Genomic DNA, 26,886 nt, shown 5'->3' with positions numbered 1-26,886 from the left:
TATATCCATATATTTTTATATTCATTACTTTATGTTATTTTCTACAGCCTTACCATTGTTGTCATGTTACTTTCAAATTCGTAGCCACTGCGACAGACAGAATCCATGGTTGATCGTATAGTATAACTATAAGAATATAGATCGGCGTAAACCATTGGAGGTGTATCTTATGAGTTTTGAAACTATTAATAAATCCATGACCGTAGCTGATGCGGTTAAAGTAAATCCAGAGTTAATGGATGTATTAGCAAAAGATGGAATTGATTTTTGCTGTGGTGGTGGACATCCTTTAGCAGAGGCTATTGCAGAAACAGGTAAAGATGTGGATGCATACATTGCTATGTTAAATGATGTACAAGTTGCTCAGAAATCTTCTCGTGCAGAGGTGCTTAGTTATTCTAAAGACCAATTGATTGACTACATCGTTCATACCTATCATCGAGAACAATTGAATATGATTGATGAAATTGACCAAGGATTGGCAAAACTACTAAATGTACATTATGACCATCATGGTGAGGAATTGACAAAGATTTATCAAACCTTTTTGCAACTCAAATCCGCTCTTGTACCTCATTTCCGGCATGAAGAACATGTAGACTTTCCTGAGTTTAAAGCGGGTAAACCCATAGACTTTGATGAACTTCGGGCTGAACACGAAGCTGCAGGTGTACTTTTGGAATCCTTAAGTGCATTGACCAACCAGTACACAGCACCAGCAGATGGCTGTGCTACTTATATCTATGTATTTAAGACCATGAAAGCCTTAGAAGAAGGTCTTCATGAACATATTTTCTTAGAAAATTCTGTTTTGTTTGACATGAAATAGATTATAATATCATCTGTATAACGACAAGGCTCTATGACAAAATGGCTCCTTGGATGTAGTAAAGACACCAATCGAAGGGTTGGTGTCTTTTGTTTTCTTAAAAATTATGAGTTTGTAGCTATATTAGTTTGTAGCTATATTATGGTGAAATATGCGGTTTGCGTAAATACATATAGAAGGTGTATGATTGAATTAACTATATTTGATTAATATACTTAATCAATGCTTGAGTGAATACACTTGATATGTACAAGTGTAATTGTGTTTAGAGTCGTGAAAAGGAGAGGGCTATGATTTCTGTATTCGACACAAATCCCGTTGTTTTTGAAAGTGCTGATCGTACCTTAACGATTAGTTACAATGGTGTACTTTGTAAAGATGCAAATGGGCAGGTTGTAACCGACATTAATTTTGAAGATGTAAATGAGCTTCATCTCATAAGATATTTAAATTCAAACTCTAATTATACGATTGTGTTTAGAGACCACAATTGGAAAAATATTGAAGGCCAAGATTTAGATACGGACCGTACAGATTGTAATGGTGGTCATAATATTCGTGAAACCAAAGCAATCATTGCTGCCTTTGCTCGCCATAAATTGACAGCGGACTTCCCTGCAAATTTAGACACCCTTCAATTGCCACTAGATTACTCCTACATGGGGAAACGAGAAATTACTATTAAAAACGGTGTTATCTCAAATGGTAAGGTAGATATCCCTATTAATGAAATCCGTCGCGTAGTATGTGCCTCTAATGGTACGATTAGTAAACTACTAGTGTATAAAGAAGAAAAACCTAGTTCCTTCTTCAAAAAGATTTTCGACAAATGTGATATGAAAATCACGTTGAATGCCATTACGTTGCCTTTGTTGGAAGCTATCGTAACGCGTAATACCGGACATGGTATCGACTTCTCCCGCGGTAATGGCTTTGATCAAAAGGATTCTAACTATATTATCATTCGCTACCTCGACTCTGGATTTTTCCTTGAAAAAGATGGGACAGCACCTACAGAATGGCAGCAAACTGCTGCTGATAGAACAGCTGCCTTTGATTATGATGTGCGTTATAAATATAATAGAGATTTTTAATTTAAATTAGGAGATTCCATGTCTGTATATCAATTTTCCCTGCCTACTAAGTCTGGTGAATTACAATCATTACAAACATTTGAAGGCAAAGTTCTTATCATTGTTAATACGGCGAGTAAATGTGGGTTTACTCACCAATATGAGGGACTAGAGGCTCTTTATAAGCAATATGAAGAGCAAGGATTAGAAATTATTGCAGTTCCTTCCAATCAATTTGGAGAGGAAGAACCTGGTTCTAATAACGAAATCCAATCCTTCTGCAAATTGAATTACGGTGTCACTTTTACAGTTATGGGGAAAGCAGATGTACGCGATGAAAGTGCATTAGACCTTTTTAAATACATGATACGAGAACAACCGTTCCAAGGCTTCCCACCTAGTGATAAAACTGAAATGCTTACAAATTATCTCAATGGCATCGATCCTAATTATCTAAGAGATGATGAGGTAAAGTGGAACTTCACTAAGTTTGTTATAGATCGTAAAGGTAATGTGGTAGGGCGCTTCGAGCCTGTTGTAAAACCGATGGAAATGGAAGCTTTCATTAAAAAACTCGTTTAGTAGAGTCATTAATATGGTAAAGAAAAGAACCGCTAGTTTTTGTACCTAGCGGTTCTTTTGCGTATATAATAAATATATATATATATTTATTTATATTTGTTTATATATAGTAATGTAAGGTTATTATGTGAATAGGAAATAAAAATTTCCTAGGAGATTTTTTTGTATCTTTATGGGCTTAAAGTATGTTTTGAGGCTCATCCTCAAAGATAAATCCCGTCATCGATAGGGAGCCCAAACTATAGGTTTGATTAAATACAGTCGGTTTTGCACTTTCACTAGCACCCATAATATAGATTAATGGCAGATAGTGATCTGGTGTAGGTGCTGCGTAGCTTGCTTGAGGATGTTGAGTATAATTAATAACGGAATTTAGATCGTTTTTTAAGACTGCCTTAGAAATGTATTGGTCAAACTCAATTGTGGCGGAAGTGCCGGATGGATTATCCCATTCTATGCGTCTTAGATTATGAACGATATTACCGCTGCCCATGATAAGATAGCCTTTATCGCGTAATGACTGAAGCTTTGTTCCTAGTTGATAGGCTTCTTTTGGGCTCAGGTATTTGTTGATAGATAGTTGGACAACTGGAATTGATGCATCAGGGAACATGTGAACTAACACGGTCCACATGCCGTGATCAATGCCCCAAGTGTCATTTATAGAAACGGAGTTACCCAGTAATTTTTGTACTTCTTTCGTTAAATTGCTGTCACCCTTTGCAGGATATACAACTTCGTAGAGTTCTTGAGGAAATCCATACATATCGTAAATTTGTTTTGGATTCTCTGCACTTTGAATGTAGGTGTCATCTGCATACCAATGGGCGGAGATGGCAAGTATGGCCTTTGGTTTGCCATAGTTGTTGATTATATTTTGTCCTACACTTTTGAAAGTAGTTGTTGTTTCTGTATGTTCTAAGGCCATCATGGGACTGCCATGGCCTACGAATAATGTTGGCATGCGTTTCATAATATCACCTACTGTATATAAATATAGAAAATAATATTTGTTTAAAAGTATTGTTTTTATTATAAGCGAGGGCTATTGGTTGCAGTCAATAGCCCTCAATATTTTTATATACGTTGTTTTGTGTTGGGAGGGGATTGCATATAGAGACATGAAAAGAGATTGAGATATTAGTTTTGCACTGCAGTAAAACGTTGACGACCAAACTTGTGGTTGTTGATTTCATCAACCAAGATTTGAGCATATGTTTCGTAGGAAATATATGGTTGACCTTCTTTGTTTACAATCACTTCTTCTGTACCGATAGTATAGTCGTTAGACTCAGGCCCTTCTGCATCAAAGATTGGTGCTGGGCTGAAGAATGTCCAGTCTACATTACTGAATTTACGCAAGATATCGATAGCATTACCTTGAGCTTTTGCAAGACCTAAAAATTCTGCAGGGAAGTCTGGTGTATCGTATAGTTGCACTGTGTGATCTTCGTCTACGTAGAGGCTGCCTGCACCGCCTACAACGATAAGGCGCGTATTTGTGTTAGCCAATGCTTTCACTAATAATAATGTTAAATCTGTTTGTAAATGATACGTATCTGGTGTGAAAGCGCTTGTAGCATTTACTACTACATCAAATTGAGTTAGTTCTTGTTTTGTTAATTGTAACGCATCTTTTACGATAGTTGGGATTCCTTCAATAGCACCTTCGCGGCGAACAACGCCTGTTACTTGATGACCTGCTTTGAGGGCTTTTTCTACAATACGACGACCTGCGTTACCATTTGCACCGATTACTAAAATATTCATGATGATTCTCCTTATTCTGAAAGTATCTCTTTTGTTGAAAGAGTAGTTCTTTAAATGTGATTGAGTAAATTGTTGTCACTACTAGCGATCTTTAAGCCTTACTCTACAGTTAATACTGTGTTCACCTGATGACCTCATTATATAGATGTGCAAACATTTTGAATAGTAGAATTATTTGAGATAGGTACTATCAAAATTGATAGAATTGTGGTGTTTACTAACTAAAAATTTTTTAAAAAGTTTTGTACCCAAAAAAAAGATACTATAAAATACTTGCAATACTAAAAAATTGTGATATGATTTGAACTAAATTAGAAAGAAAAGGAGAATGACAATGGCAGAGCAACTCGTAAATATTCATGATCTAGTTGGCAGATGTCCTTTTGCAACGAGTCAAAAGTTATTGGCTGGTAAATGGTCTTTGTTGATCATGCATGAATTATCTGAAGGTCCTGTGCGGTTCCGTGAACTAGAGCGAAGATTATATCCAATCACGCAAGCAACTCTTACAAGAGCGTTGCGTCAAATGGAGGATGATGGCCTTGTACATCGTGAAGTATATGGTACAATTCCACCTAAGGTTGAATATAGCCTTACCGAAGTGGGGGCCGGTTTTAAAACAGTTCTCGCATCCCTTGAAAATTGGGGCAACCAATATATCGACTATATGAAAGCCGCTGGCCGCATCTAAGAAATGCCAGCGGCATTTCTTATCAAATTTGCTATTATTAAATTGTATTAGCCTGTTCTATACCTAAGCGTAGGTATGAAAAATATGGTATAATAAAAAATACGAATGATATAAATTCTCAATAAATTAGAGGTATTGATAATAATGTTACATGTTACTTTTTTAGCGCATAGCGGATTCCTCGTAGAGGATGGTAAGCGTTGCTATGTGTTTGATTATTATAAGGATCCTAATAATATTGTTTGGCAATTGGCAAAACGAGGTCGTGAACTTTGGTTCTTCGTGAGCCACACTCATGGAGATCACTTTAATCCGTCCATTACGGAATTTGATGGTCCTCAAACGCGCTATATTTGCCATCAAGATGTGCCATTAGAAGGCAAGGTAAAAAAATGTATTACCATGCGTCCTGGCCAAGATGCGATATTAGATGATGTAGGCATCCATATGTATGGCAGCACCGATGAAGGCGGTTCTTTTTACGTAAAGACAAATACGGCGAATATCGACTCTGACTCTATCTTCCATGCGGGTGACCTTAATTGGTGGCATTGGCTTGGCGATACGCCAGAAAACAATGCGGATGCAAAGCGTATGGCTTGGCGTGAGTTCAAGGAATTAGACGGCTTATCCGTAGATGTAGCGATGTTCCCAGTAGACAATCGTCTCGAAGACGCTATGGAGTGGGGTAGTATTGAGTTTTTGCGCCGTGTACAGGTGAATAAAGCCTTTATTCCAATGCATTTAAATGGTCCATTATGGGCACCGTCTGTATACTTTAAAGCTCTCTTTGGGGAGGTGCCGATTTGGGAACCTCAAAAAGATGGCGATGAGGCTACTTTTTAGATTGTAGATATAATTTGTGAAAGTCCGTAGGCCTCGAGGTCACTACGTTATATAGGGATAGTCTATATGCGTAATTGAGTAAGTTAGGATCAAGTGATGATGAAAACCAAACCAGTGGCAACCACCCTATTGGTTGTCATGGCTATTATATTTTTAATTTCATATCCGCAACGACATGATACATTTTGGGCTTTTATCATGCATATCTCTGGAGCAGCTATGATAGGTGGCCTCGCGGATTGGTATGCAGTAACGGCTCTCTTTACGAAGCCTTTAGGCATTCCTTTCAAAACGGCAATCTTGCCGCGCAGTAAGGAACGATTAATTCAGATAGGCCGCACTATGCTCAGCGAAGAGCTATTGCGCGTGCCACAGATGTATTATGCTATCAAAAAAGAATGCGTTATGGTCCGTATCGTTGAATACGGCATGAGCGATGTGGGACAAGTTCAAATTCGAAATCTCTTGTACGGTGTGGGCAATCAAGTTTTATCTCATATGGATATTGAACCGATGCGCCAAGAGATTAATAAGGCCATTTATAAGGGGGTTACAAACTGGAAAGCAACACCCCTTGTTATTCTCTTTGGTCGTTGTATGCTAGAACGTCACACAGCAAGCGTGTTTTGGCTTTATTTTAACCGCACATGTCAGCGTGTTATCGCATCAAATCAGGTATACCCGTATTTGTATCGCGTCATGCTAGACATTATGAAAACTTATACAAAGGATTCTTTCTTTCGCGAATTGGCTATCGCCTTTGGTGGAGATGGACTTTCACCAGAACGATTGGTAGAAACGGTACAGAAAAAAGCCGTTCAGTTCTTGAAGGAAAATGAATCTATCGATTCTGCATTGGGGCGCTATGTATGGGGCCAAGCAATTCGATTCTTCAATAACCTAGAAACCAATACAGAATGGCAAGCTTTCATCGAAGAACATAAAAATCAGTGGATTAGAATGGTTCTTGAAGAATGGGAAGGCAAACTTATCGATGGGGATACATTGGACTGGAAACGCCTCATGGACATCGTTATCGATCGTTTTAATGTGCTTGGCACCGAAATTTTGTTGAATCCAGACAAACAGGCGCCGTTTGAGCGGTTCTTCTTGTTGCGTAGTATTCCGTGGTTGCAGAAGTTGAACCCGCTCATCGACAGTGTGGTAGATCAGGAATTATCTCGTTACTCGCCTGATGAAATCACACAAATCGTGCGCGGTAAAATGTACTACGACCTCCAAATGGTGCGTATTAATGGTTCCCTTATAGGTGCTGTCCTTGGCGGCATCTTATACGGTTTGACCATCATTGTAGAGGGGGTGCTCAAATGATTAGTTATTTGAAATCCCTTACCTTGAAACAGCGTGCTAATGGCATTCTTGGTTTGACTGCCGTATTGTACTGTTTTGCTTTTGTAGGACAATTTTTCTTTGGCTATGAAAGTTGGTATCAACCGTTGTACTGGGCTGTTCAATCTGCCCTCATCGGCAGTGTGGCTGACTGGTTTGCTGTAACGGCTTTATTTCGCAAGCCACTAGGCTTCCCATATCATACAGCGCTAATTCCTCGCAATAAAGATCGCCTCATTAATGGTGTCATTAAACTTGTAGAGACGAAGATGCTTACCAAGGAGCGTTGTAAGGTATTATTGAAAAATGTGCAATTTGTGCTATTGTTTGAAAAATTCTTGTTGTCTCCTGAGGGGCAGAGAGCAGCGCGCCTTGTGATTCATCAAGGACTACACCTTTTATGGAAATCTCAAACTAATGAAGAATGGGCACAATGGGGGGCAAAACGCATTCGCGGGTTGCTTCAACAACATTCTCTCGCGCCTGTTTTGAAACACGTATTACTCGATTTATGTGAGCATAATCGCTATGAAAGTATGGTTGTGCAAGTTTTAAACGTGATTCAAGAACGGATTAATCATCCAGCTATGGTTACCTGGCTTACCGCTGTTGTAGCAGAAGAGGCACATAAGAAAAAGCGAAAAGGCTTCTGGTCTGATTTCCTTATTTCTATGTCCGAAGCTACCGATGTAGTAAACTATCAAGAAATGGCAGAGGCTATTGTCCAAGAGGCCTATGCTATGTTGGAAAGCTGGAAACGACCCAATAGCCCTGAACGAACAGCTTGGTTGCGACAATGGGTAGAACCAATTCGTAATATTGAAGAGAACCATGAAGTCTGCGATGCTCTTGATGAAGCGTGGGAACGTTGGATTCGCGAACAAGATTGGGAATCTGTTATCGAAAACCATTTATGCCCTTATATAGAAGAATTATTGCTCGTAGGGGATGAAAATGGGGAGACGCCAGCTCAGGTTTTAGTTAATATTGCTCTTGAATTATGGAATGTATACGGTCAATCAGAAGATCTTAGAAATCGTATTGAAAAAACCTTACACGATATTGGCGACTACGTACTTGAACAAGGGTATGACCTCATTGAAACTATCATACGTCAAGTATTAGGTGGCCTCAGTACAGATAAATTTATTTACTTTATTGAATCTAAGGTGGAGGATGATCTCAGCTGGATTCGTATTAATGGCGCTATCGTTGGTGCTGTAGCGGGTCTGCTTGTATGGACCTTCTTAGAATATGTATATATGCCGTTTTGGCAACAATTTGTAGGCTAAAGTTAATTATCTATAATAAGTTGCTTTAAAACTAAATACATAAAAACTAGCATATAGAAGGAGCTTCTATATGCTAGTTTTTTATGGTTTAATTAATTTCTACATTATGGATTTTTTGGATTAAAATTGATATAGAAAAGGGACCGACCATTGGTCAGTCCCTTTTATGTTATTCTTCCGTTGTGTTGTACGGCAATCGCACTGTAAATGTAGTCTTTACTTGTGGTGCACTCGCGGCAGTTACTGTGCCATGGTGTAAGTTAATAACTTTATTTACAAAGTATAGACCTAGACCTATACCGTGATTAGATTTTTTGTTTCGCGATTGTTCCGTCTGATACATACGATCCCAAATATGATCCAGGGCTTCAGGTTCGATGCCAATACCATTATCTGTTACGGTAATGACTAAGTCTCTGCCTACGAGTTTAGCCGAAATATCAATAGTAGAGTTTGTAAACTTAATGGCATTGTCCACTAGGTTTGTGATAGCTCGACGTAATGATACTTCGTGAGCATTCATATGTAAATTAGGCTCAATGTGAGATGTAATCGTAATCTGTTTATCTGTATTTTCTGTACAAAGTCTTGTATAGTCGTGCACCATATTGGATAACATCAATGATACATTGACAGGTGCAAAGCTTAGACCTTGTGCATTTTCAAGGCGGGCTACATCAAGCAGTTGGCTTACAAGATTAGTCATGAACTTAGCTTGCTCTAAGATATGTGTTAAACCTTCCCGTAAATCTGCTTCCGTACGACCGTATTTTAAAGCAAATTCACTTTCTGCTTTAATAATAGCAATTGGTGTTCTCAATTCATGAGATACGTCAGAACTGAACTGTCTTTCACGATTGGAAGAATCCTCAAGACCTGAAATCATACGGTTAAACGTTGTGGTCAGTTCGTAGATTTCATCTCTTGCCGTGCGAGCAGGAATGTCGATACGACGGCTCAAGTCGTTATTTTTTCCGATGACTTTAGCTGTTTTCGTCAAAGTTCGGACGGGCTTAAGTCCTTTTTTGATAAAAAGATAACCACCTAGGGAGGAAATTAGTAAGAAAATGATATTTCCTAATAATAGGCTGTATAAAAGGTTTTCCGTCTTTTTAGAGGCTGTTTTTACTTTTGTAACAGCACGCAAAATACCACGATAGTTTGGTTCATTGACCGGCGTATCGTAGTAGTAGAAGGTATCATCACCTGCAGCAATTTCACCAACTTGGCCTAAGGAAAGAATTGTTTGGTTTGGAAACCCATCTGGCAAGGCCCCTTTAATAATATAGCCGTCCTGGGTTGATACAAAGAAGAATGTATTATCTTGGTACGGTTTAAACTTGCGGATATCCGTAGCCATAATCATCGCTTGCTGCTGTAAGCGCTCGCGCACTTCTTTGTTATCGGATTCATGTGTATATGCGTAAATCCATGCGGATGCAACCATCAAAATGATAAGCAAAAAGATGGTATACCACGACATAATTTTAAAGGTTAGGGGTAGCCGATTAAATAAATCGGTGGCTGCCCCAGACATAGTATCTAGATCTCGGTGAGGATCATTAGTTTTCTGTTTTGAGGACATACCCTACTCCACGAACCGTTTGAATGAGTTTTACGTTTTCATCAGTATCAATTTTCTTGCGCAAATCTTTAATGTATACGTCGATAAGGTTAGAGTAGCTTTCATAATCGTATTCCCAAACATGGTCAAGGATTTGTTGACGAGATAATACGATATTTTCGTTACTTGCTAAATAGAATAATAGGTCGAATTCTTTTGCAGTCAATGTAATTGTTTCGCCGTCGCGTTTAACTGTACGTTGAGGAACATTGATGGTAAGTGGACCTACATGGATATCGTTTTGTGCATGACGCGCATTACGACGAGCCAATGCATAAATACGAGCAGTTAACTCTTCAAGATCGAAAGGTTTTACAAGGTAATCATCCGCGCCAGTGTTAAGGCCTGTAACTTTATCTTGTAAGGAATCTTTTGCTGTTAAAAGCAATACCGGTGTTGTATTACCGTCGTTACGCATTTGTGCAAGAGCACTGATACCATCGAGGATTGGCATCATAATATCCATTACGATAACGTCATAGCTGGATGTGTTAACGTAATCGATCGCTTGTTGCCCGTTGAAGCATGTATCAACTGTCATATTCTCTGCACGTAAATATTTAGCCGTGATACCATTCAGCATTTCTTCGTCTTCTACAAGTAAGATTTTCATTTTCTGTTCTCCTTATGTATGATTTAAAAATATAGCTCTCCAACTACATTAATTATAGTCATTATATATATAAACTTCCTTTTTTTGAAAGCTACAACACCATATAAGGTGACTATATATAATATTATATAACTTATTTATCTATTATCATACCTTATACAATAGTAATGAGCAAAAGATGAATGTACATGCGAGTTTACAAGACTTTTCTTCATCTTTAAAAGCCTTAAAAATGGTGAAAGACAGAAACTTAATGAATTCTGCTAATGAATAAAATCTAACTATATCGAAGATTGCCGTATGCGCATAGATGAGGATGATTTTATCGATTTTAGATGATGTGCGATAAATCACTAAAAAAACTTATGATAATTATTATCACAGAAATAAATACTTGTTATGAGCGGAGAAAAACGATAATTTTCGATAATTAAATTCGAGGTGAATTTGGTAGGAATTTAATGGATATTAATTATTATAAACTGTTAGCAATGATTAAAAAGCTAGTGTTTATGCGGATTATATAGATACCAAAGGAAATAAAAAAGTAGAAAAATTTCGGAACCGAATTACTTTCGTAAAATTCTTAACTTCTTGTAAAAATTATTCATATAGGTATTTTTTTGACTCCTCTTTTTACCTTAAAAATACTAAGTGAAATAAATTATCAATTAGATTAATCAAAATTAATTATGCATAATAGGGTTTAGACATGACCTGAAATGCTCTCTATAATTATAGGTAAAGAAATAAGAAAAATCGCATAAGTATGGGATTTTTCTTGAAAGAAAAATGATTAGGTTATCAAAAATTTTTATAAGTTTTTGAAATGAGATAGTCTAACAGGTTTCTTATTAATAGGTAGTTATGAGGAGGTCATTATGGAACAGTTTGATGTTCTAGTAGTAGGTAGCGGTGGCGCCGGCATGCGTGCGGCTCTTGAAGTAGGTCGTCGCAAAGGCTTAAAAGTAGCTCTTATTACTAAAATTTTCCCAACTCGCTCTGCAACAGCAATGGCGCAAGGCGGTGTAAATGCATGTTTGAACAACGTTGCAGCTGAAGATACAATCGAAACTCATACTTTCGATACTGTAAAAGGTTCTGACTATCTTGGCGACCAAGATGCAATCGAATTCTTCTGCTCTCGTTGTCCAGAAGGCGTACTTGAAATGGACCACATGGGTGCTCCATTCTCCCGTACTGAAGAGAACAAAATTGCGCAACGTAATTTCGGTGGTCAATCCTATCCACGTACTTGCTACTCTGCGGATAAAACTGGTCACGTTATTTTGCACACAACTTACGAACAATGCTTGAAAGAAGGCGTACACTTCTTACAAGAATGGTACCTTTTAGATCTTGTTAAATCTGCAGATGGTCACGTTGGTGGCGCTGTTGTGTGGAACATGAAAGAAGGTAAAGTAGAACAAATTAAAGCAAAAGCAATTATCTTGTCTACTGGTGGTGCTGGTCGTGTATTCTGGACTCGTACTACAAATCCATTCCTTTCCACAGGCGATGGCATGGCAGCAGCATTCCGCGCTGGTAATGCATTGAAAGATATGGAAATGATTCAGTTCCATCCAACAGGTCTTGGCCGTACTGGTATCTTGATGTCTGAAGCGGTTCGTGGTGAAGGTGGTTACCTTCTTAACGCTGAAGGCGAACGTTTCATGAAAAAATATGCGCCTAACAAAATGGAATTGGCATCTCGTGACGTTGTAGCGAAAGCTATCGAAGATGAAATCGCTGCAGGTCGTGGCTTTGGTTCTGGCCTTAACGCATATGTAGTAGCTGACCTTCGTCACTTGGGACCTGAAGTTATTATTGAAAAACTTCATGGTATCCGCGACTTGGCTATGTGCTTCGAACATTGCGATCCTTTAACAACTCCAGTACCTATCCGTCCTACATGTCACTACATCATGGGTGGTATCGACGTAATAGATTACAAAACTTGTGCTACTTCCCTTCCAGGCTTGTTCTCCTCTGGTGAAGCATCCTGTATTTCCATTCACGGTGCGAACCGCTTGGGTGGTAACTCCTTGGCAGACGGCGTAGTATTCGGGAAAGTATCCGGTGCTGGTGCTGCTGATTATGCTGAAACACATGAACAACCTAACGTAGATGCAGAACTTGCTGCAGCTGCTAAACACTGGGAAGAAAAATTCACTGAAGTAACAACTCGTGAAGGTGGTCGCCCAGTAGTTGAAATTCGTGATGCATTGGCAAACGCTATGTGGAACAAAGTTGGTATCTTCCGTAATGAACAAGGTATTACTGAAGCATTAGAAGAAATCAATCAATTAATTGAAGACTATAAAACTTGCTATGTAGGTGACCCTGAACGTACTTACAACATGGCATTCGTAAACTATTGTGAAATCGGCTCCATGTTAACAGTAGCTAAAGCTATTGCTATGGGCGCTTTACACCGCCGTGAATCTCGTGGTGCTCACGTTCGTGAAGACCATCCAAAACGTAATGATGAAAGATACTTAAAACACTCTTTGATCAAATTGGGTGCTGACGGCGAGTACGAATTGACAGAACGCGATGTAGTGTTCACTAAATACGAACCACAAGAAAGGAAGTACTAAGATGAGACAAATCACCTACCATATTCACCGTTACCAACAAGGTCGCGCGTTTGTACAGACTTTCAAATTCGATTACGAAGCTGACCGTACAATTCTTTGGGGCCTTCAAAAAATTAAAGATACTCAAGATCCAACATTAACATTCTTGGCAGCTTGCCGTTCCGCAGTTTGTGGTGCTTGCTCTGTTCGCGTAAATGGCGAAGCAATGCTTGGTTGCGAAGCTAAAATCGACGAATTAACAGAACGTTATGGTACTGATGAATTAACAATTGCACCTATCGGCAACTTCCGCGTTATCCGCGACTTAGTTGTTGACTGGGAAGCAAAAGTTGATCGTTTGAAAACAGTTGCTCCTTGGATCTTCCTTAAAGCTGAATTCAACGAAGGTGACAAAATTGTTCGCCAAGCTCCAGCTGACTTCAAAAAATTCGTTGCTGGTACAGAATGTATCCTTTGCGGTTGCTGCGCATCTGAATGTAACAAATTGACTGCTCGCGAAGACGACTTCTTAGAACCATATGTATTCACAAAAGCTAACCGTTTCGTATTGGATAGCCGTGATGATGCACCTATGGCTCACATTCAACCTGCATTCGACAACGGTCTTTGGAAATGCGTTCACTGCATGAACTGTATCTCCCGTTGTCCTAAACACTTAAAACCTGCTGTGGATATTTCTAACTTGCGTAAAGAAGCTACTAAAGCTGGTCTTACTAACAGCAAAGGCGTCCGCCATGCGGTTGCTTTCAAAGACGATCTCTACAAAACTGGTCGCTTGAAAGAAGTATCTATGAGCTTGAAATCTGATGGTGTTGTTGACTCCGCTAAACAAGCATTCTATGCATTACGTTTGTGGAAACACAGCAAAATCAACCCATTTGAACTTGTAGTACCTCAAAAACCTGTAAACGGTATTGATGGTGTTCGCAGACTTATGAAAGCAGCTGAGGAGGTAAGCAAATAATGAAATACGCATTTTTCCCAGGTTGCGTTCTTGAAAGCGCTGCCAAAGAAGATTACTTAGCAACAGTTGCTGTAGCTAAAAAATTAGGTATTGAGTTGGAAGAACTTGACGGTTGGACTTGCTGCGGCGCTTCCCACGTTCAAGATATCGCTCCAGAAGTTACACTTGCTACAAACGCACGTAACATTGCATTAGCAGAAGAAAAAGGTTTAAACCTTTTAACTGTATGTAATACTTGTACTTTGATGCTTCGTGAAGCTAAAAATGAACTTGATGCAAACGAAAAAGAAAAGAACGAAGTTAATAAAAAATTGGCTCAAATCGGTAAACAATACCGCGGTACAACTGATATTACTCATTTCTTATGGGTATTAATTCGCGATTACGGTTTGGATAAATTGAAAGCTAAAGTTGTTAAACCGTTAACTGGTTTACGTGTAGCTGAATACTATGGTTGCCATATTCTTCGTCCTCAAACTGAAATGGGCTTCGAAGATTATCAAATGCCTACATCTTTAGCAGATTTGATCTCTGCTATCGGTGCTACACCAATTGACTTCTCCCGTAAACTTGATTGCTGCGGTTTCCATGCTGTATACCCTGCACATGATTCCGTAATGCAAATGACTGGTTCCATTAACAAAGATGCAGCTACAGAAGGCGCAGATTGCGTAGTAACTCCTTGCCCACTTTGCCAAATGCAACTTGATATGTTCCAAAAAGAAGCTAAAGAAGTTGTTGGCGGTGGCAAAGATATGCCAATCTTGCACATGTCCCAATTAGTAGGTCTTGCTCTTGGTATTTCTCCTGCTGAAATGGGTATGCCTAAACGTCACTTAACTGATACTGCGGCAGTGACAAAATTTGTAGGTTAATTCGTTTGATTTAGACATGACCAGAGTTGGTCTATATAGTAGTCTGAATCTAAACCTATTATCATAATTACCAGAAGAATCCCCTAGCTTAAGCTAGGGGATTTTTCTTTTTTATAAATAGAGCTCCAGTAATGTTAATGGTAATAGATTTGGATTTAAGTGTACTGAAATATTAATCGTGAAATATATATAAACCGATAAATGTAAAATAAATACAGTAAAATACTAACTTTATAAATAAATTTGATTTTGATATCGATTGATAATTGTAGTATAATAAGTACACAAATTGTATACACTTATATGAGTAATAGCTAATATGTTGTAATTCATAAATTATTATAATGCTATATATACTAGACTATACAATATAAATTTGGGAGATATTATATTGGAAATGCTAGTTATTATGCTTTGAGAGGGCGATTAGCATTATAGAGTGTATATACGGGGGAAATAATGAATGATATGCTATTAGAATATATCGATCGAATGATTGATCAAGAGACAGAACATCGTGTTTTTTCTGTGGATTTTAACAATAAACAGTACTTTGTAAAACAGGATATAAGTAACCATCGCTCTAGTTGGATTAAGCCCGCACCTAGAGCTTCTTTTGATTATGAGTTTTACAAGATTTCTTTTGTGAATACGCAATTACCAGTAGCTCCTGTTATTGCTGGTTTTAGAGAACATTATTTTGTTACAGAAGATTGTGGCAAAACGTTAACATATTATAGCCAATTGCCTGCTCAACATCCAGAGGATGATAGTTTGCAAGATATGTTAAGTCATATTTTTTATATGTTTGGCAAGACATTGGGTCGCTTGCATGATTATGGTTTAAGTCATGGTCGTCCTGCCATGCGAGACATTACTTATGAGCCAGAAGAAGATAAGATTACTCTGCTAGATTGGGAAAATAGCCGTCGTTGGCCTGAGTTAACACCGCAAGGCTGGGATTTACTCATTTTTGTTCACAGTTTTTTCCGAGAGGATAATTTACCTATATGTTATCTATATGCTATGATGAATGGCTATAGCTCAGCTTGTACAGCCCATGAGACCGTTCTACATATAAAAGACATTCTGCGTAAACATGAATATCTTTTTAAATTCTGTCGTATGTTAAATCCTCTACATTTTGTGGACACTGAAGCCGCTGTTAAAGCATATGACTTTATGTTGGCTTTGAAAACCGAATAATATGTATATGGATAGTACTCGTAGTAAGAGCACTTTATAGACCTTTACCGGTGTTATCTAGATTGATAAGCTTCTAGATAACATTAGGTAGAGGTCTTTTTCTATTTCAATTCATAGTATTACAGTCAGAGTTCAGTTACTTTCACCATAAGTACCTTAAATAACGGCAAGAGGGTTGTCGAGTGAGGGCCTCAGGAATATAAGAGGGTGAAAGGAGGTGATACGATGGCTAACATTAAACGAACTAAATTGGTGTTGCGTTTTAACATCGGTACCGAAGATGCGCCGAAGTACAAAGACGTAACCTATACTCGTGTTGCGGAAGAAGCGTCTGACGATCATGTGAAAACCGTTGGTAATGCGCTGGCAGCCTTGTATGACCACAGCTTGTCCGACGTGGTCCGCGTCAATGAAGTATCCTTAGGACATTAAGTGTAGGTTTTCTACCATTTTGTTTTAGGTGATCCAAACACATTTTTAATTGCTGGTTTCGTACATTCTTATATAGTCGTAAAAAGGTGTAGAAATAGCAAGTCCACACATTCCCATCCTTATTGATATGAATCGAAGATAGGCATATTTGTAGTTTAACTTGTTTATATAGTCTATTTAGATTCGATGAACTTGTTTATGAAACGTGAAAGGAGGCGCCCATATGGCGGAAAAACGCGTTGTATATCTTACATTTTCTACGGTCGGTGGTAAAAGCACATCAGTCACAATTAGTGCTCCTCGTGCTGGAATTACTTTACAAGATGCTAAAACAGCGGCTAATGCGTTAGTGGCTAACAAAGTCATTCTTGGTGCTGGTGATGCAGAATTAGCAGCATTTACTACGGCTCGTGAAGTAAAGACACAAACTACTGAATTGCAATAGTACTGATTATGTACGATGTGATTTTGTTAGTGGAAATATAATTTAATAAAAAGAGACCTTAATCAAGCAAGGTCTCTTTTTGTATTGCAATTGAGATGTAAGTTCAAAATTATTTTAGGTTTATAATTTATAATATCCTTTATAATGCATGCTATTTATATGGTGTTGGAAAATACAGTATGATATGGTAGACTTATTAAGTGATTTTGATTATCGTTTTGATGCAACTTGATTTGTTTAAAACTAGTTTAGTAGGGGAAAAAATAAGTTTATAGAATTAAGCTGTTAATAAAGGAGATTTACGATGAAAGAGGCTTGGGAATTATTCGTACATGGTGGATTTGTTATGTGGCCGTTACTAGTGGCCCTTATCATTGCCGTAGCTATAGCGATTGAACGTATAGTTTATTATCGACAATTGAAGTGGGAAATGTTTGCTCTGAATGATGCATTAGAAGAGAGCGAAATGAACTGGCAATCCTTATTAACTACCTTAGAATCTAAATATACAGCTAAAATTTCGTATAATCTACCTCGCGTGCTTGGACAGTGTCAGGATCGTAATGTATTGCAGTCTAAAATGGAGGATATGGTGGCTCATGTTTATACGCACGCCTCTCGTGGCCTTGATTGGCTCTCTACCATTGTTACGATAGCACCATTATTAGGCTTGCTTGGTACTGTAACGGGTATGATTGGTGCCTTTCAGGTATTCGGTGCTGACGGTGCGGTACCTACTGCTATTACCGGTGGTGTGGGGGAAGCCCTTGTCGCAACTGCTTCCGGGCTTTGCGTGGCTATTGTAGCATTATGTTTCCATGCTGCATTTACCCATCATGTACGCATGACGATATCTCGTTTAGAAGATTCATTTTCTCGTGTTTTAGATTCTTATGATCGGAGGCATGCTGCATGAAACGAATGAGTCGTATGGAGGGAGAAAAGCCTACTTTAATGGTTATTCCTATGATTGATATCATCTTTTTCTTGCTCGTATTTTTTATGATTAGCACCATATATACAATTCCACAACAATCCTTGTCTATTATGCTGCCAAAAACGAAAACGCAGCAGTCTGCTGAGTTGCGCCCGGTTTTAATTGATTTTGAAAAATCTGGGCAGCTGATGATAGATGATGGGTATGTGACGAAAGAACAGCTTATTAGCTCTGTGAAAGCCAAGATTGGAGAGAATAAAAATCAAAATTTCCTTATTCGTGCGGATAAGGATTTGAGCTATGGCAAGGTCGTGGAGTTAATGGATGATATGAAAGTAGCCGGCGCTGCAAGTATTAGTATTGCCACTGTTAATAAATAGGTGATGCTATGCCGAAAAAATATGTAGATGTGTGGAAATATCCACATATGACCTATAAAAAAGCCTTTGTTATTGCTACTATTATCAGTATTATTACGGTTGGTGTTGCTTTTATTTCCTTTTCTGATTACATCGAATCTCAAATGACCGGATCTTTGCAAATTAATTTTCTAACGGAACAGGAAGCGGAGAAACAAGTAGAAGAAATTAAAGAGCAGATTAAAGAAGAGAAGGTTCATGAGCTTCAATACCAAAAAGAATTGGAAAATAATAAAGTTCAACCTGATAACGGTGGAGCCGGTCACGGAGGACAAAATGGGAACTCTGCTGTTCCTACAAAAAGTGATGTAAGTCCGTCTAGTCAACAAGCGCGTGCTGGTGAAACAGATACTATTAAACAATCTTCTGTCGGTAGCAATACGGGGAGTGGACTTGTCGGGCCTGAAGGTCCTGGAATTGGGTATGCATCAACAGGAAGTGGAGAAGGGCTTAGCGATCGTGAAGGTACCGGAGGCACTGAAGCAGATGTCGGCGGTGGCGGCGTATTTAGCTATGATGGGTATTGGAGTAATTTACAAAGTGCAATTAATAGTAATTACCCTACAGATGCATATACTATGGGGATTCAAGGTGATGTGACACTAAGGATTTATTTTGCCCCAGGTGGTAGTGTTGCCAGTGTGGAAGTTCTTAATTCTGATGATCCTATGTTATCAGAGCATGCTATGGAATATGCTCATAGTGTGAGTGGCGCTGAAAATTCTACAGGTACACAACAATATGCAGATATCACAATTCACTATAATTTATAAGTATAATGAAAAACTAGTATCTTTATGGATACTAGTTTTTTTATATGTATATATATTACTTTGATAACATAAAATAATATTGATAGTTATTCGTGATGAATATATAATTGAGATTAGATATCATTTTATACTATTAGAGCCCTAATATATTTTCTGGAGGTGTGTGATGAAAAAGTCATGGGCAGCACTATTGTGTGTTGTATATCTAACGTCTGTTGCAGGTGTGGTAGGTGCAGAAAATAATAGTTCTACAAGTGTAGATAGTGCGAATGAATCTCAAAATATTGTGAGTGATGAGCAGTCAAGATGCATGAAAGATATTACGGTTACGGCTACTCGTACGGAGGCATTAGTTCGCGATGTGCCAATCGCGACAACGATTATTTCACAAGAGGAAATTAAAGATCGCCAATATCGTAATTTAGAGCAAGCCTTACAAAGTGTGCCAGGCGTTGCTTTCAGCACCGATGCTCATGGGGGACAAAATATTACGATGCGTGGCGCCGAATCTCGTCATACATTAATTCTTATTGATGGACGACGTGTTACGGGAGAGTTGACGAAAACGAGAGCTAATGCCATGGGCTGGCTTCGTCAAGGCATGGATAATGTGGAACGCATCGAAATAACGCGTGGTCCGTCGAGTGCACTTTATGGTTCTGAGGCGAACGGTGGGATTATTAATATTATTACAAAGCAATCCAGAAAGCCAAGTGTAGAGGTTAATACTGAAATCTCTCGCCGTGATGCATCGAGTGCGACGGGATATAACTTCAATGTATTGGCTCGTAGCGGACAACAAGGAAAGTGGAACGGGTCGATCGGTGCAGGTATTCGCAGGAATATAGCGGGAAATAATGATTCCGGCTCGGATAACAACTATCATGGTGATCGGATACCGTTTCATTTTGACGTATCTTATCAAGCAGGAAAACGAGATAAATTTTCCTTCTTTATAGATCGAGAAACTGAAGACTTGGATATGAATACGAAAAAGGGTAGCTCATTAACTCAATCGGTTGATAAAAATACGATTACTACAAGCACAGGTCTTCGTTGGAATGGTCGTCGCGGTCGGTCATCGCTTATGGTGCAGTCTTACTACAATCATTACAAAGACACCTATGATCAATATAAGCGCACGGGTGGCATAAAAAAACTATCCATTTGGGATGAATATTATAATAAAGAATGGATTACAGACGCACAGGTTAACACATCAATCGATAAGAAGAATCTCTTGACTTATGGCGTTCAATTCCGTCGTCAAGAAGCGATTAGTACGCGTATTAATAACGGCTCCATTGCATGGTCAAGAACTCGAGAAGGCATTACAGATACCGCGGGTAAGGCAACTATTAATTACGGTAGTTACTTTGTGCAACATCAATGGAAACCTAGTCGTAAATGGGTAATCATTCCTGCGGTTCGCTACGATACGTCAAATACATTTGATAGCCATTGGTCGCCTAAGATTGGTGTTACCTATAAAGCAAATGATAGTCTTCGCTTTAAAATGAACTATGGTGCAGGCTACTCCACCCCTGGTATGACGGAAATGTATCATCATTGGCTTATGGCATCTAATGTGCCAAGAGGGCGATTAGGGGCTTTCGATATATATTTGCAAGGTAATCCTAATTTGAAACCTGAAAGCTCTTATAATTTTGATTTCTCCGTAGAAAAAGATTGGAAATGGACAAATGTTAAGGCGTCCTACTTCCACAATGTTATTAAAAATTATATTGAAAGTGGTACTAATCGTATTGATATGGCGAATCGTCGTATTTATATTTCGTATTCCAATTTACCTCGTGCTGTATTGCAAGGTGTAGAATTATCTGTAAATCATAAACTCAATGATAAATGGGATGTATTCGGTAACTATACTTATTTGGATGCGAAGAATGACGTCACCCATAATCGCCTGTTAAACCGTGGTCGCCATGTATTCAGTGGTGGTGTTAATTATCATCAAGGTCGCTGGACTGGTGCGTTCTGGGGTAATTATTACATTAACTACCTTGATGGCATTGATGCTATCGTTGTTAACCCACGTCTCAGCATTCCGAAAAAGAAAAATATTCAAACTTGGAATATCATGGTTACTCGTCAGTTGAATGACAATGCATCCATGTATGTAGGGGTTGAAAATATATTTGGTGAAAAACAAGACTTACGAGATATTCATGGCGCCACTTATCGTATGGGTCTAAACTTGCGTATGTAATATAGTGGCATTAATTTGAAACTATAATGTATGAGGTTTAGCTTGCATAAGTAATCTGCGAGGTGATCATTATCAATAAGCCATTATTATGTTTATTGGGGGTTGTTGCCGTTGTGGGGGCTTTCACTACGGTTATGAGCTTTGAAGGCAAGCGAGAGGGATTCAGCGAGGCAGGTGCTATTCAGATTGAAGATGATACGAAGCAAATTGTGTCGTTGCCAAACATAGCAAGTCGTGTAGTATCCATTTCTTCGGCGGATAGTGAATTGCTCATCACTTTAGGTGTTAGCCCCGTAGGCGTAGTAAATTCAAGGGAGTTACCGGCAGATGTGCAGGCTAAAATTGCACAGTATCCGAATATGAATAGTGCTGTATCTCCAAGTATTGAACGAATTATTATGTCCGATCCAAATCTCGTTATCGGCATTGCCATGCCGTTTCAAACGGCGTTGCGCAAAGCATTTAATGCGAATCATATTCCTAGTTTTTACCATCTATCCTCCAATTATAATGATATAATGGACCATATTCGACATGTGGGCATCATGACTGGTCATGATAGGGAGGCGGCTGCGTTGGTCCGGAAATATAATGATATCCTAACGGAAATCATACAGCGTCATAAAGATGAGTCTGCGCCGCATGTCCTCATCGTTTTTGGGACACCTACGAGTTATCAATTAGCCTCCAGTAAAACATATGTGGGAGATATTTTCCAAAGATTAGGGGCAAAAAATGTGGCTGATGTATATTTGCCGCAAGATGTATCGGAGAATGCTTTGGATGGATATATTCCGCTTAATCTGGAGACGATGGCCGTTCTTGATTGTGACAAGGTTATCTTGATTAATCATGGCAGTAGCGGTGAGAAAGATATAGCCGCTTTTAAAAAGGCTTTTAAAACGCCGGCATGGCAGAATGTACCTGCTATTGCTAATGGGAATATAGAGGTCTTGCCGGGTCCTTTGTTTGCGTCGGTGCCGACCGCTCGAATGGATCAAGTGTTATTATATGCGGAAAAGGTGTTATATGGACAATCTCATTAATGTGCAGGAACGTCGTGGCTTACGCGTTTTTGTGGCTGCGCTGATTCTGTTAATAGCAGGGGTGTTGCTGAGTATGAAATTGGGCGCCGTTCCATTAACTTGGGGCGAATTATACCAAATCATAATGGGTGGCGACACATCGAAAATTGGTCAAATTATCATGACTATACGCTTACCACGTGTTGTAGTGGGCTTTTTAGCTGGCATGAATCTTGCCTTAGCCGGTGTGATTTTACAAGGTATCTTGCGAAATTCTTTGGCAGATCCCGGAATTATCGGCATTACCTCTGGCGGTGCTTTGGCGGCTATGATCATCATGATTCTCATGCCTACTTACGTTATGCTTGTTCCTATTGGTGCTTTTGTTGGTGCGTTAGTGGCATCGTTTTTGGTTTATGGGATTTCTTGGCAAGGTGGGCTCAATCCGTTGCGCCTTATCTTGGCCGGTGTAGCGGTAGCTGCTTTTTTCGGCGGATTTAATACGATTCTGTCTGTGTTTTATCCGGATCGTGTTCAAGGAACGGTGAGCTGGATGGCAGGTGGTTTTGTAGGGCGCAGCTGGGACGATGTAATGATGATCTGGCCTTATACGGCTATAGGAATTATTGGATCTATGATATCTATTAGATGGCTTACATTGCTTAGTTTAGGCGATGATACGGCGCGCACTTTAGGTGTGCATGTTGAAAGATGTCGATTGTCCTTACTCGTATTAGCTTCTTTATTAGCCGCATCAGCGGTGAGCGTGTCGGGAATGTTGGGCTTTGTAGGCCTTATCGTGCCTCATGTGGCGCGTCTCATTGTAGGTGTGGATTATCGTTATTTGATTCCTACGTCTATGGTTTTTGGTGGCATATTAATTGTTTATGCCGATACTTTGGCGCGCATGATGATTGCGCCTGGTGAAATCCCTGTAGGCGTACTGATGAGCTTTTTGGGTGCTCCATTCTTCTTGTATCTATTGAAAGGGGTGGGGCGAAGATGAGTGTGTTAACAGTCGATAATATAACGGTAGGTTATGGAAAACGATTGATACTGGAAAATCAATCCATCGTCTTTGATAAACCGGAAATAATATCTATTATCGGTCCGAATGGTTCGGGAAAATCAACGTTTTTGAAAGCTTTGGCCCGACTTATTAAGCTAAAACAAGGCACCATATCGCTGGATGAAAAATCTTTACATTCGTGGAATACAAAGGAATTAGCGCGCCATATAGCTTTGTTACCGCAAATTACGACAGCCCCTGAAGGAATGTTAGTTGAGCAGTTGGTTCGAACCGGACGAAATCCGTATGTATCGATTTTTAAGGAACTATCTGATGCGGATTTAGCTGCTGTGGAGCAGGCGATGAAATGCACAGATGTATGGAAATATCGGTATCGTCACATAGGGGAACTATCCGGCGGTGAACGGCAACGCGTATGGCTTTCATTAAGTTTGGCTCAAGAACCAAATATTTTACTCCTCGATGAACCGACTACCTATCTCGACAGTCGTCATCAAATTGAATTGATGGAACTGGTTAAACGTACACAGCGGGAACGAAATATTATGGTCGTTATGGTGCTACATGATTTGAATCTAGCTTTGCGCTATAGTGACCGCATTATTGCCATCAAAGAGGGGGCGATCGTCGGTGATGGAGCTCCGCATATGATGATGACTGCAGAGAATCTAGCAAATTGGTTCGGCATTAAAGCGGATATTTTACAAAGTCCTCGTAGTGAAGAAACATGTCCTATATGTGTACCATATGGTCTTGCTTAAACAGAGGAGGTTAGATGCCGTATAGCTAGTTAATTGTTAGTTGTTTTTAATGAGCTGTACACAATAGCAAAAAAAGCTATTGCGCAAATCGCATACTGTTTATATCTTAAAGAGGTCCCACTTGTGGTAAGGGGCTCTTTATTATGGTAAAATATATGGTATACTAAATGGTTGGGTGAAACTTTCACGAAACGATGTACAAGAATAAGTACATTATAGAACCCGGATGGGGATTTTTAGTGAGGTAAAATAGTGGAATATATTATTTCGTTTATGGAAACATATGGCTATACGGCCATGTTTATTGCAATGGTTCTAGAAAATGCTAACGTGCCTATTCCGAGTGAAATCGTACTTGGTTTTGCGGGGTATTTGATAGCTCAAGGCATATTTGATATGCATACGACAATGGTGGTAGGTATCTTAGCAGGGATTGTTGGTTCTATAGTATCCTACTGGATGGGTGAGCATGGTGGGCGCCCTTTATTATTGAAATATGGTAAATATATATTTTTTAATGAACATAAATTTGAACTGGCAGAAAAGATGTTTAATAAATATGGCGGTGTAGCTGTATTTTTTGGTCGACTTTTACCCGGTGTTCGTACCTTTATCTCCTTCCCGGCAGGAATGGCACGCTATCCCATGTGGCATTTCATCATCTGGACGGTACTCGGTACGATTCCTTGGACGATTTTGCTCGTTTACTTAGGCAAGGTACTTGGTGAAAATTGGCAAGACCTTATCGAGTACAATCATGAGTTCTTGATTGGTATGATCGTTGTATTTGTCATTATAGCTGCAGTACTGGGCTTTAGATACTATCGTAATCGTCGATAAGGAGACCCCTTATGAAATTCTCTCGATTAACACCAGTCGTATTTATTGTGTGGCTAGTGTTTTATATGTTTGGCAATAATATGTTGCCTGTTACAGATCCCGTTGAATCTAATTATGCGTTAACGGCAAAGGAAATGGTTCTTTCTGGTGATTGGCTATCTCCGCAGATTTATGGTACTTATTGGTACGATAAACCAATCATGATTTATTGGCTCATTGCTCTTGGCTTTAAAGTCTTTGGAATTGCTGATTGGGTGGTGCGCCTACCGAGTGCTATTTTCGGTGCTTTGTCGGTGGCGACCATGTATCAATCTACGCGTACCATGAGCGGTAAGTGGGCGCTTGGTCTCATTGGGGCATCCGTTCTAGGCACATCTCTCATGTTCTGGACCGTAGCTCATGGCGTTATTACAGATATGGTGCTCCTTTATACGACATTGATGGTCATGATTTACTCCTACAAGGGTCTGGTGGAACAGAAACCATATGCCATGATTATAGCGTATGTATTCGCTGCTTTAGGTGTACTCACTAAAGGTCCTGTAGCTATTGTGTTGCCTGGTATGATTTTACTTGTTTTTGCAGGTATTAATCGTTCTTGGTCTATGGTGAAAGCTATCTTTGATTGGCGTGGCATTTTAGCTTTTTGTGTAGTTTGTTTGCCGTGGTATGTGTACATGTACAGTGTTCATGGTCAAGACTTTATCAATGGCTTCTTAGGGCTTCACAATGTGACTCGTGCTACTCAATCGGAACATCCGGAAGATAACGTATGGTGGTATTACCTCGCTATCTTCTTTGGCGCCTCTATGCCGTGGACAGGTGCTGTTATTTACGGCATAATCGATGGTTTCAAACAACATCATACAGGGTTTATCTATAATATGACCTGGGGTGTTGGAATTGTGCTATTTTACACCTTGATGGCAACAAAATATCCTCTATATACCTTTGTTAGCTTGGTCCCTTTTAGTGCTATTGGTGCTTTGGGCGTTATGAAGCTTATTCGCAAAGGCAAATCTAGAGCCTTAAAATGGATTATTATGGGGCCCACATTGCTTTTGTGGATTGCTTATGTAGCAGGTTCTTTCTTTGCACCATGGGGTTTTTATTGCTTGCTCTATGTCGTGGTTGTTATGGCGATATTGTTTATGTTCTATGCGTGGTATACGAGAAGAGGATATCGTTTAGTTACAATTATTGTACTTGGTACGATGGTTATATCTTCTATAGTTGTTATGGAAGGCTTAGAGCCATTTGTTAAGCAGCGTAGTAATATTGATGTTGTTCCAGTAGTGGATTCCTATGAAGGGGATGTCTATTACTATAATGGCTATAGTACGGCTGTTGTGTATTATACGGGTCATAAGGTTGTCAAGATTAATGGTGATGAAAGTCGCTGGGATGATCGAGATAAATTGAAAAAACGTAGCGCTGAATGGCAGAAGAAATATCTTATGGAACAAGTAAGTGAAGAGGAATTTAATAAGACTATCGAATCTGGTAAGCCACTTATGTTAATCGTTCCTAAAGGGGAGATTAAGCATTTCCGTCAGTCCTCCATTTATTCACATGTATCTGAGTCCAGTGAAGCGGGTACATCAGAAGTTTACATATTAAATAAGGCTCTGTCACAACAAATGGTTGATTTTTGACGAGAAATAGCGTATAATAATAGT

The 26,886-nt window shown here is 39.2% G+C and carries 26 protein-coding genes; 22 read left to right on the top strand and 4 right to left on the bottom strand.

The window, feature by feature from the left end; all coding sequences use genetic code 11:
• Positions 1-169: 169 nt before the first annotated feature.
• From Q7O55_RS07255 to Q7O55_RS07245, 3 genes are all read left to right on the top strand, one after another.
• Positions 170-829, top strand: coding sequence for a DUF542 domain-containing protein (locus tag Q7O55_RS07255; protein WP_303929481.1), 660 nt, complete (start codon positions 170-172; stop codon positions 827-829).
• Between the two features lie 290 nt (positions 830-1,119).
• A complete protein-coding gene (locus Q7O55_RS07250; protein WP_303929479.1) occupies positions 1,120-1,923 on the top strand; it encodes a hypothetical protein in 804 nt (267 codons plus the stop codon).
• 18 nt (positions 1,924-1,941) lie between these two features.
• A complete protein-coding gene (locus tag Q7O55_RS07245; protein ID WP_303929477.1) occupies positions 1,942-2,484 on the top strand; it encodes a glutathione peroxidase in 543 nt (180 codons plus the stop codon).
• A gap of 178 nt (positions 2,485-2,662) precedes the next feature.
• Here the strand turns inward: Q7O55_RS07245 and ygiD are convergent, their stop codons facing one another.
• Positions 2,663-3,457 carry a 4,5-DOPA dioxygenase extradiol gene (gene ygiD / locus Q7O55_RS07240; protein WP_303929475.1) on the bottom strand — a complete coding sequence of 265 codons (795 nt, stop codon included), beginning with the start codon at positions 3,455-3,457 and terminating at the stop codon, positions 2,663-2,665.
• A gap of 167 nt (positions 3,458-3,624) precedes the next feature.
• Positions 3,625-4,254: an NAD(P)-dependent oxidoreductase gene (locus Q7O55_RS07235; RefSeq protein ID WP_303929473.1), complete on the bottom strand. Its 630-nt coding sequence runs from the start codon at positions 4,252-4,254 to the stop codon at positions 3,625-3,627.
• 334 nt (positions 4,255-4,588) lie between these two features.
• Here Q7O55_RS07235 and Q7O55_RS07230 point away from each other — a divergent pair, with 334 nt between their 5' ends.
• The 4 genes from Q7O55_RS07230 to Q7O55_RS07215 all read left to right on the top strand — a co-directional run bounded on the left by Q7O55_RS07230 (position 4,589) and on the right by Q7O55_RS07215 (position 8,433).
• Positions 4,589-4,945 (top strand): helix-turn-helix domain-containing protein, encoded by a 357-nt coding sequence (locus Q7O55_RS07230; RefSeq protein WP_303929472.1) that lies wholly within the window; start codon positions 4,589-4,591, stop codon positions 4,943-4,945.
• A 144-nt stretch (positions 4,946-5,089) separates the two neighbouring features.
• Entirely contained in the window at positions 5,090-5,791 is a 702-nt protein-coding gene (locus tag Q7O55_RS07225; protein ID WP_024061520.1) for an MBL fold metallo-hydrolase, read from the top strand.
• 96 nt (positions 5,792-5,887) lie between these two features.
• Positions 5,888-7,123 carry a DUF445 family protein gene (locus tag Q7O55_RS07220; RefSeq protein WP_369691715.1) on the top strand — a complete coding sequence of 412 codons (1,236 nt, stop codon included), beginning with the start codon at positions 5,888-5,890 and terminating at the stop codon, positions 7,121-7,123.
• Complete coding sequence (locus Q7O55_RS07215) at positions 7,120-8,433, top strand: DUF445 domain-containing protein (RefSeq protein WP_303929470.1); 1,314 nt, start codon at positions 7,120-7,122, stop codon at positions 8,431-8,433. The genes Q7O55_RS07220 and Q7O55_RS07215 overlap by 4 nt, the downstream gene beginning before the upstream one ends.
• A gap of 169 nt (positions 8,434-8,602) precedes the next feature.
• Here the strand turns inward: Q7O55_RS07215 and Q7O55_RS07210 are convergent, their stop codons facing one another.
• Together Q7O55_RS07210 and Q7O55_RS07205 are read right to left on the bottom strand one after the other, a co-directional pair.
• Positions 8,603-10,018 (bottom strand): HAMP domain-containing sensor histidine kinase, encoded by a 1,416-nt coding sequence (locus Q7O55_RS07210; protein ID WP_303929468.1) that lies wholly within the window; start codon positions 10,016-10,018, stop codon positions 8,603-8,605.
• Positions 9,996-10,670, bottom strand: coding sequence for a response regulator transcription factor (locus Q7O55_RS07205; protein ID WP_004698139.1), 675 nt, complete (start codon positions 10,668-10,670; stop codon positions 9,996-9,998). Before Q7O55_RS07205 ends, Q7O55_RS07210 begins: the two co-directional genes overlap by 23 nt.
• An 881-nt stretch (positions 10,671-11,551) precedes the next feature.
• Here Q7O55_RS07205 and Q7O55_RS07200 point away from each other — a divergent pair.
• From Q7O55_RS07200 to Q7O55_RS07130, 15 genes are all read left to right on the top strand, one after another.
• Positions 11,552-13,270, top strand: a complete 1,719-nt coding sequence (locus Q7O55_RS07200) for an FAD-binding protein (protein WP_303929466.1) — start codon at positions 11,552-11,554, stop codon at positions 13,268-13,270.
• A gap of 1 nt (position 13,271) precedes the next feature.
• Positions 13,272-14,234 (top strand): succinate dehydrogenase/fumarate reductase iron-sulfur subunit, encoded by a 963-nt coding sequence (locus Q7O55_RS07195; protein ID WP_303929464.1) that lies wholly within the window; start codon positions 13,272-13,274, stop codon positions 14,232-14,234.
• Positions 14,234-15,109 carry a CoB--CoM heterodisulfide reductase iron-sulfur subunit B family protein gene (locus Q7O55_RS07190; protein ID WP_119562644.1) on the top strand — a complete coding sequence of 292 codons (876 nt, stop codon included), beginning with the start codon at positions 14,234-14,236 and terminating at the stop codon, positions 15,107-15,109. The genes Q7O55_RS07195 and Q7O55_RS07190 overlap by 1 nt, the downstream gene beginning before the upstream one ends.
• A gap of 459 nt (positions 15,110-15,568) precedes the next feature.
• Positions 15,569-16,315, top strand: coding sequence for a hypothetical protein (locus Q7O55_RS07185; protein ID WP_303929461.1), 747 nt, complete (start codon positions 15,569-15,571; stop codon positions 16,313-16,315).
• Positions 16,316-16,540: 225 nt separating this feature from the next.
• Entirely contained in the window at positions 16,541-16,747 is a 207-nt protein-coding gene (locus Q7O55_RS07180; RefSeq protein ID WP_004698290.1) for a DUF1659 domain-containing protein, read from the top strand.
• 223 nt (positions 16,748-16,970) lie between these two features.
• A complete protein-coding gene (locus Q7O55_RS07175; protein WP_004694662.1) occupies positions 16,971-17,192 on the top strand; it encodes a DUF2922 domain-containing protein in 222 nt (73 codons plus the stop codon).
• Positions 17,193-17,496: 304 nt separating this feature from the next.
• Positions 17,497-18,108: a MotA/TolQ/ExbB proton channel family protein gene (locus Q7O55_RS07170; RefSeq protein ID WP_303929460.1), complete on the top strand. Its 612-nt coding sequence runs from the start codon at positions 17,497-17,499 to the stop codon at positions 18,106-18,108.
• Positions 18,105-18,509: a biopolymer transporter ExbD gene (locus Q7O55_RS07165; protein ID WP_004698134.1), complete on the top strand. Its 405-nt coding sequence runs from the start codon at positions 18,105-18,107 to the stop codon at positions 18,507-18,509. The genes Q7O55_RS07170 and Q7O55_RS07165 overlap by 4 nt, the downstream gene beginning before the upstream one ends.
• A gap of 8 nt (positions 18,510-18,517) precedes the next feature.
• Positions 18,518-19,321, top strand: a complete 804-nt coding sequence (locus tag Q7O55_RS07160; RefSeq protein ID WP_303929459.1) for a cell envelope integrity protein TolA — start codon at positions 18,518-18,520, stop codon at positions 19,319-19,321.
• A gap of 166 nt (positions 19,322-19,487) precedes the next feature.
• Entirely contained in the window at positions 19,488-21,551 is a 2,064-nt protein-coding gene (locus tag Q7O55_RS07155) for a TonB-dependent siderophore receptor (RefSeq protein WP_303929457.1), read from the top strand.
• Positions 21,552-21,613: 62 nt separating this feature from the next.
• A complete protein-coding gene (locus Q7O55_RS07150; RefSeq protein WP_303929455.1) occupies positions 21,614-22,597 on the top strand; it encodes an ABC transporter substrate-binding protein in 984 nt (327 codons plus the stop codon).
• Positions 22,581-23,582, top strand: a complete 1,002-nt coding sequence (locus Q7O55_RS07145; RefSeq protein WP_303929453.1) for an iron ABC transporter permease — start codon at positions 22,581-22,583, stop codon at positions 23,580-23,582. The genes Q7O55_RS07150 and Q7O55_RS07145 overlap by 17 nt, the downstream gene beginning before the upstream one ends.
• On the top strand, positions 23,579-24,367 hold the full coding sequence (locus Q7O55_RS07140; protein ID WP_303929452.1) for an ABC transporter ATP-binding protein: 789 nt from the start codon (positions 23,579-23,581) through the stop codon (positions 24,365-24,367). Before Q7O55_RS07145 ends, Q7O55_RS07140 begins: the two co-directional genes overlap by 4 nt.
• A gap of 252 nt (positions 24,368-24,619) precedes the next feature.
• Complete coding sequence (locus Q7O55_RS07135) at positions 24,620-25,207, top strand: DedA family protein (protein WP_004694680.1); 588 nt, start codon at positions 24,620-24,622, stop codon at positions 25,205-25,207.
• 11 nt (positions 25,208-25,218) lie between these two features.
• Positions 25,219-26,862 carry a glycosyltransferase family 39 protein gene (locus Q7O55_RS07130; RefSeq protein WP_303929448.1) on the top strand — a complete coding sequence of 548 codons (1,644 nt, stop codon included), beginning with the start codon at positions 25,219-25,221 and terminating at the stop codon, positions 26,860-26,862.
• Positions 26,863-26,886 lie beyond the last annotated feature (24 nt).

The sequence above is a fragment of the Veillonella parvula genome (genome assembly GCF_945949885.1).
Taxonomy (GTDB): domain Bacteria; phylum Bacillota; class Negativicutes; order Veillonellales; family Veillonellaceae; genus Veillonella; species Veillonella parvula_B.
The sequence above is the reverse complement of the archived record's forward strand: the minus strand, read 5'-3'. Positions and strand labels throughout refer to the sequence as shown.